The 6,684-nt window shown below is 70.2% G+C and carries 6 protein-coding genes; 4 read left to right on the top strand and 2 right to left on the bottom strand.

The genetic code is table 11. From position 1 onward, the window contains the following. Positions 1 to 26: 26 nt before the first annotated feature. Positions 27 to 212: a 50S ribosomal protein L28 gene (rpmB, locus tag ACFU7D_RS08835; protein WP_141803692.1), complete on the bottom strand. Its 186-nt coding sequence runs from the start codon at positions 210 to 212 to the stop codon at positions 27 to 29. 125 nt (positions 213 to 337) lie between these two features. Next, a complete protein-coding gene (locus ACFU7D_RS08830) occupies positions 338 to 1,366 on the bottom strand; it encodes a class I SAM-dependent methyltransferase (protein WP_378865895.1) in 1,029 nt (342 codons plus the stop codon). Between the two features lie 235 nt (positions 1,367 to 1,601). Here ACFU7D_RS08830 and ACFU7D_RS08825 point away from each other — a divergent pair, with 235 nt between their 5' ends. From ACFU7D_RS08825 to coaD, 4 genes are all read left to right on the top strand, one after another. Further along, positions 1,602 to 3,236 (top strand): DAK2 domain-containing protein, encoded by a 1,635-nt coding sequence (locus tag ACFU7D_RS08825; protein ID WP_378865892.1) that lies wholly within the window; start codon positions 1,602 to 1,604, stop codon positions 3,234 to 3,236. A 13-nt stretch (positions 3,237 to 3,249) separates the two neighbouring features. Further along, positions 3,250 to 5,514 (top strand): ATP-dependent DNA helicase RecG, encoded by a 2,265-nt coding sequence (locus ACFU7D_RS08820; protein ID WP_378865889.1) that lies wholly within the window; start codon positions 3,250 to 3,252, stop codon positions 5,512 to 5,514. Between the two features lie 9 nt (positions 5,515 to 5,523). Then, complete coding sequence (gene rsmD / locus ACFU7D_RS08815) at positions 5,524 to 6,087, top strand: 16S rRNA (guanine(966)-N(2))-methyltransferase RsmD (RefSeq protein WP_378730991.1); 564 nt, start codon at positions 5,524 to 5,526, stop codon at positions 6,085 to 6,087. Positions 6,088 to 6,148: 61 nt separating this feature from the next. Continuing rightward, positions 6,149 to 6,640 carry a pantetheine-phosphate adenylyltransferase gene (gene coaD, locus ACFU7D_RS08810; RefSeq protein ID WP_378730993.1) on the top strand — a complete coding sequence of 164 codons (492 nt, stop codon included), beginning with the start codon at positions 6,149 to 6,151 and terminating at the stop codon, positions 6,638 to 6,640. Positions 6,641 to 6,684: the final 44 nt, after the last annotated feature.

The raw sequence follows: 6,684 nt of genomic DNA, 5'->3' as shown, positions 1-6,684 counted from the left end.
GCCGCGGGGCCCTTCGTGCTATCTACCTACCGGGCGACCTTGCCGGCCTTGATGCAGGTCGTGCAGACGTTCATGCGCTTCGGGGTGCCGTTGATGACGGCGCGGACGCGCTGGATGTTGGGGTCGAAGCGGCGCCTGGTCGCCTTCTTGGACCACGGCCGGTTGTTGCCGAAGCCCGGCTTCTTGTCGCAGATGTCGCAGACGGCAGCCACCGTGAACTCCTGAGGTTGAATAGATGATCGAGGTCAATTGAATGGTGTCGGCGGGCGCGATGAACGGCTGCCCTGCCGAGACAACCGAACAAGCGTAGCCCGTCCGGCTGCACCCGGCGAAATCGTCAGTCTTCCGAGCGGCGATCCCGCCACTTGTCCAGCGGTGCGGCCAGTGCGGTGGCCAGCTTCCACCGCTTCGACCCGCGCAGATCGTCGATCTCCGTGCGGCGGCCGGCGAGCTGCTTGCGCTGGGACTCGAGCCGTCGCCGCTGGTCCGCGACGATCTCACGGAGCCTCGCGACCTCGTCGCGCAGCTCGAGGCCCTGCTCGACCCAGTCCGGGAGTGCGGGCACCGCGGGGAGGTCGGGGGAGAGACCGCGGCGTAGGACGACGTAGAACTCGATGTCGTTCTCGGGCACGGGCAGGAGGGACTCGACCGACCAGCCGGTCAGCCCCAGGCGGCGCAGCTCGGCGATGATCTCGGGGAACGAGCGGTCGGTGTAGGTCCACACATGGCAGTCGACGTACTCGCCCCGGCGGGCCCGCTCGAGCTGGCTCCGGGTGTAGCCGAGGTCGTGGATACAGGTCTCGGCCTCGCTCGGCCCCCGGTGGTGGAGACGCTTGGCGTCGGTGTTGACCGCACACCGGTGGTGGTCGTAGACCGCACGCACCGACGGGGTCGTGTCGCCTGCCTCGTACGCCTGCAGGATCTGACCCATCGTGGTGGGTGGTCGGTGGGCGTCGAAGGTGTAGCGCCGGTCGGGGACGACCAGGACGAGGGCCCCGTCGGGTGCGGTGACGGCCTCGACCTGTGCCAGCCATCCGACCAGGTCAGGGACGTGCTCGACGACGTGGCTGGCCAGCGCCCAGTCGTACGGAGCGCCATCCTTGGCGGCCTCCTCGAGCGTACGCATCCGGGTGCCGTCCCACATCGGATAGTCGATCTCGGGGATGGTGTCGTGGTTCACCTGGGAATGCTCGGCGTACGACTCGTAGAGCCGGTCGCGGTCGTAGAGGTCCAGATAGGAGACCTCCGCGGCATCTCGGGGGATCAGCGGCTGGTGCAGCGGGCCGATCTCCAGGCCGCGTCCGGCCGAGAAGTCGAAGATTTCGTTGACGCGTTCGGCGCGTGGGGTCGGGGTCGGGATCGACATCCGGGATTCCTTCGGCGTTGGGGTCATCCCCACACTAGGGATGATCGTCACCGAGGTGGGGCGCAACTCGGCAGAAGGTGTTACTCGCTCGTGACTTTCCTGCGGCCTCGGATTTGTTCACCCGTCGTTTACCCCGTACCCGGACACCGCCTACCCTGGGTGCCGCGGTACCGGGCAGTGTGTCCGGCGTCACGGTGTCTGGCTGCATTCAGGTGTCGAGGAGTAGGGAGGCAGCGTGGCCGAGGTCAAGCTCGATCTGTTCCGCCGGTTCGGCGACCTGGCGACCGACGCGCTCGCGTCGCACCGCGAGGAGATCGACGCGCTCAACGTCTTCCCGGTGCCCGACAGCGACACCGGCACCAACCTCTACCTCACGATCGCCGCGGCCCGTGACCGGCTGCGCGAGTTCACCGGCCCCGACTGGCGTGAGGGACTGCGCGCCTTCTCGCGCGGCGCGCTGCTGGGCGCCCGCGGAAACTCGGGCGTGATCCTGGCCGAGATGATCGGCGCCCTGCTGCGCCGCCTGGTCCAGGCCACCGAGGACGAGCGCACCGCGGTGGTCTTCGCCGACGCGCTGCGCAACGCCGGGAACGCCGCGTACGCCGCGGTGGGGGAGCCCCAGGAGGGCACCATGCTGAGCGTGCTCCGGGCCGCCGCGGACGCGGCCGAGGCGTGCGTCGAGATCGACGAGACCGCACGGACCCGCGACGTGATGTCGGTCGCCGCCAGCGCGGCCCGCGCGGCTCTTGCCCGCACGCAGGAGCAGCTGCCGGCTCTGGCCGCTGCCGGGGTGGTCGACGCCGGTGGCCGCGGGATCTGCGTGCTGCTCGACGCCTTCGACACCGCGCTGACCGGTCGCCGGCCGAGCCCGCAGGCGCCGGTCCCACACATCCCGATCCCGATCCAGGCCGTCGCCGGTGCGGCCGACGGCCACGCGCTGGAGCCCGGCGGCCCGTCGTACGAGGTGATGTACCTGCTCGACGCCGAGGACGCCGCGATCCCCGACCTCCGCAAGCGGCTCCAGCCGCTGGGCGACTCGCTGGTCGTCGTCGGAGGCGAGGGCATCTGGAACGTCCACGTCCACGTCGACGACGTCGGCGCCGCGATCGAGGCCGGGATCAACGCCGGGCGGCCCCACCGGATCCATGTGACCCACTTCGCCGAGCAGATCGCCGGCCAGGCCCATCGCCACGCCACCCGCGGTGGCCGTGCGGTGATCGCGTTCGCGGCCGGGCCGGGTCTGGCCGAGCTCTTCCGCGGCGCCGGCGCGATCGTGATCGAGGGCGGCCCGCATCGGCGCCCGACGACCTCCGAGCTGCTCGAGGCGATCACCGCCTCCGGTGCCGACGAGGTGATCGTGCTCCCCAACGACGCTCCGACCCGGCAGTCGGCCGAGGCCGCCGCCCGCACCGCCGAGGACGACCTCGACATCAACGTCGCGGTGATCTCCACCCGCAGCCAGGTGCAGGGGCTGGCGGCGATCGCGGTTCACGAGCCCGGCCGGAAGTTCGACAAGGACGTGCTCGAGATGACCGCCACCGCGCGACACGCGCGGCACGGTGCGGTCACCATCTCGAACACCCGAGCGATTACGATGGCTGGGCCGTGTATGCCGGGTGACGCGCTCGGGGTGCTCGACGGAGACTTCGTCAAGGTCGGCCAGGACCTGGAGACGTGCGCGACGTATGTGCTCGCCCGGCTCATCGGTGGTGGCGGCGAGCTGGTCACGCTGGTCTCCGGCCTCGAGGACCCCACGGGTGAGCTCGCCGGTGCCGTCGCGGCGTGGCTGGCTGCCAACCATCCGGCCGTTGATGTGATGGTGTACGACGGAGGCCAGGAGCGCTACCCCCTCCTGATGTCGGTGGAGTAGAGGAGAAGAGACGGTGCCGATCACCCTCGAGTCGCCGATCGAGGCCGTGCTGGGCAACAGCAAGCACGCCACGAAGTTCACCAAGGGTCTCGGGCTGCGCACCGTCGGCGACCTGCTCTACCACTTCCCGCGTCGCTACCTGCGCACCGCCGACCTCAGCCAGACGCCGCAGCTGCACGAGGGCGAGATGCTCACGGTGCTCGGCGAGGTGGTCCGCAGCGTCGTGCGACAGCACACCGACCGCCGCACCGGCCGGCCCGCCTTCCGCGTCGAGACCCAGCTCAAGGCCGGCACCGCCGACCTGCAGCTCACCTTCTTCTCCAAGTCCCAGCGGATCGCCGAGTGGCGCCGCGGCGTGCTCGCCCCGGGCGTGCGCGGAGTCTTCGTCGGCAAGGCCGGATCGTTCCGCGGCGAGTGGCAGCTGGCCAACCCGCAGATGGTCGTCTTCGGCGACCCGTCCGACTCCGAGAGCGCAGCCGAGGCGGCCGACAACCAGATGGCGGTCGAGGAGCTGACCGAGCTCTTCCCGATCTATCCGCTCACCGCCGGGCTCCAGCACTGGGACGTGATGCGCGCGGTGCGGTTCGCCCGGCAGGTCGTCGAGGAGGTCACCGACGTGCTCCCCGAGCAGCTCCGGGAGACGTACGCCGTCCCGGGGCTGCGCGACGCCCTGGACCTGATCCACGCGCCCCATGAGCTCAAGGACGTCCAGCGCGCCCAGCACCGCTTCCGGTTCGAGGAGGCGCTCGGCCTGCAGCTGGTGCTGGGGCGCCGGCGACGGGCGCTCCAGGCACTGGGCACCACTGCCCGCACCGGCGGTGTCCACGACCTGCTCGGGGCGTTCGACGAGCGGCTGCCGTTCACCCTCACCCAGGGGCAGGCCGAGATCGGGGAGGAGCTCGAGGTGGCGCTGGCCCAGCCCCACCCGATGAACCGCCTGCTCCAGGGCGAGGTCGGCTCCGGCAAGACGCTGGTCGCCCTCCGCGCCATGCTCAGGGTCGTCGACTCCGGCGGCCAGGCCGCCCTGCTGGCGCCGACCGAGGTGCTCGCCCAGCAGCACTACCGCTCGATCACCGCGATGCTCGGCGACCTGGCTGCCAGCGGTCTGGCCGGAGGGCTCTTCGCCGGCGACCAGGAGCAGACCCATGTCGAGCTCCTCACCGGATCGATGACCAAGACCCAGCGCAAGGGGCCGCTGAGCCGGATCGCCACCGGCGAGGCCGGGATCGTCGTCGGCACCCACGCCCTGCTCCAGGACCAGGTGATGTTCGACGACCTCGGCCTGGTCGTCGTCGACGAGCAGCACCGCTTCGGCGTCGAGCAGCGGGCCGCTCTGACGGATAAGGCCGGCACCCCACCGCACCTGCTGGTGATGACCGCGACGCCGATCCCGCGCACGGTCGCGATGACCGTCTTCGGCGACCTCGAGGTCTCCACGCTCACCGAGCTCCCGGCCGGACGGGCCGAGATCCAGACCAACCTGGTCTCGCTCGTGGACCATCCCGCGTGGATCGCCCGGGTGTGGGAACGCGTCAAGGAGGAGGTCGGATCGGGCCACCAGGTCTATGTCGTCGCCCCGCGGATCAGCGGCGACGAGTCCGAGCAGGGGGAGAGCGACCAGCGCGACTTCGACGCCGACGGCAACGAGGTCAAGGCCGCCCCGGCCCAGCTCTCCGCCGTCGACGAGGTCACCGAGGAGCTGACCACCGGTCCGCTGCAGGGGCTGAGCGTCGCCAAGCTCCACGGCAAGCTCCCCGCCGAGGAGAAGGAGCGCACCATGAGCGCCTTCGCCGCCGGCGACGTCGATGTGCTGATCGCCACCACCGTGATCGAGGTCGGCGTGGACGTACCCAACGCCACCACCATGGTCATCCTCGACGCCGACCGCTTCGGGGTCTCCCAGCTCCACCAGCTGCGCGGTCGGGTCGGCCGTGGTGGGCTGCACGGGCTGTGCCTGCTCGTCTCCCACGCGGAGGCCGACACCCCGGCCAGGACCCGCCTCGACGCGGTCGCCCAGACCACCGACGGGTTCGCTCTGTCCCGGGTCGACCTCGACCAGCGCCGCGAGGGGGACGTGCTCGGCGCCTCCCAGTCCGGCCGCCGATCGAGCCTGGAGAGTCTCCGTGTGCTGCGCGACGAGGAGACGATCCTGGAGGCGCGCGAGGCGGCCGAGGCACTGCTGGAGGACGACCCGGATCTCGCGACCGCACCGCTCCTGGCCGAGCGGGTCTCCGAGATCGAGGAGTCCGCTTCCGCTGACTACTTGGAAAAGTCCTAAGGTATCCCAATGACTCGGATCATCGGTGGCGTCGCAGGAGGGCGGCGCCTACTCGCTCCCAAGGGGGTGCGGACCCGTCCCACCACCGATCGGGTCCGCGAGGCGCTCTTCTCAGCGATCGAGTCCTCCTACGGCTCCCTGGCCGGGCTGCGCTTCCTCGACCTCTACGCCGGCACCGGCGCGGTCGGGCTGGAGGCGTGGTCCCGTGGCGCCGGGGTGGTGACCCTGGTCGAGTCGGACCGGCGTACGGCCGGGGTGATCCGTTCCAACGCGAAGGAGCTCGGCTTCCCGCGGGCCAACGTGGTCGCCGCCACCGTGGCCAGCACCCTGGTGACGCCGCCGCCGGCCCCCTACGACATGGTCTTCCTCGACCCGCCCTACCCGCTCTCCGACGACGCCGTCTCCGAGGACATCGCGCTGCTGGTCAAGCACGGCTGGCTGGTTCCGGGCGCCCTGGTCGTCGTCGAGCGGTCCGCACGCAGTCCCGAGCCGGTCTGGCCCGACGGGTTCACCGACCAGAAGTCGAAGAAGTACGGCGAGACCACGCTCTGGTACGGCCACGCGCCGGAATGAATCAAGGCCGACAGATCGGCTGGACTGATCGAACTGGACTGATCGAATGGGAGAAATGACAATGACGCGTCGTGCGGTGTGCCCGGGTTCGTTCGACCCGCCCACGTTCGGCCATCTCGACATCTTCACCCGCGCCTCGGCGATGTTCGACGAGGTCGTCGTCGCCGTCGGGGTCAACCCGTCGAAGTCGAAGCGCCTGTTCACGGCCGAGGAGCGGATGGAGATGCTCACCGACATGACCGCTGCGCTGGGCAACGTACGGGTACAGGGGTTCACCGGTCTGGTCACCGACTTCTGTGTCGAGATCGACGCCCAGGCGATCGTGAAGGGGCTGCGCGGGGCGCCCGACCTGGAGTACGAGGCGCCGATGGCGCAGATGAACGCCCACATGACCGGCGTCGAGACCGTCTTCCTGCTCAACGACCCACGCTGGGCCGCGGTCTCCTCCTCGCTGATCAAGGAGATGGCCCATTTCGGTGGGGATGTGTCGGCTTTCCTGCCGCCGGATGTTCTCGCACGACTCACCAAGCGTTTGGCAGAACGTTCCGAGTGAGGGGCACGGTTCGCCGGTATCGTTTCGAGTGCTGACCGCCATTC

It is taken from the genome of Nocardioides sp. NPDC057577 (assembly GCF_042801335.1).
Classification (GTDB): Bacteria; Actinomycetota; Actinomycetes; order Propionibacteriales; family Nocardioidaceae; genus Nocardioides.
Note: the sequence above shows the minus strand (reverse complement) of the source record. Positions and strands in the feature narration are given on the sequence as shown.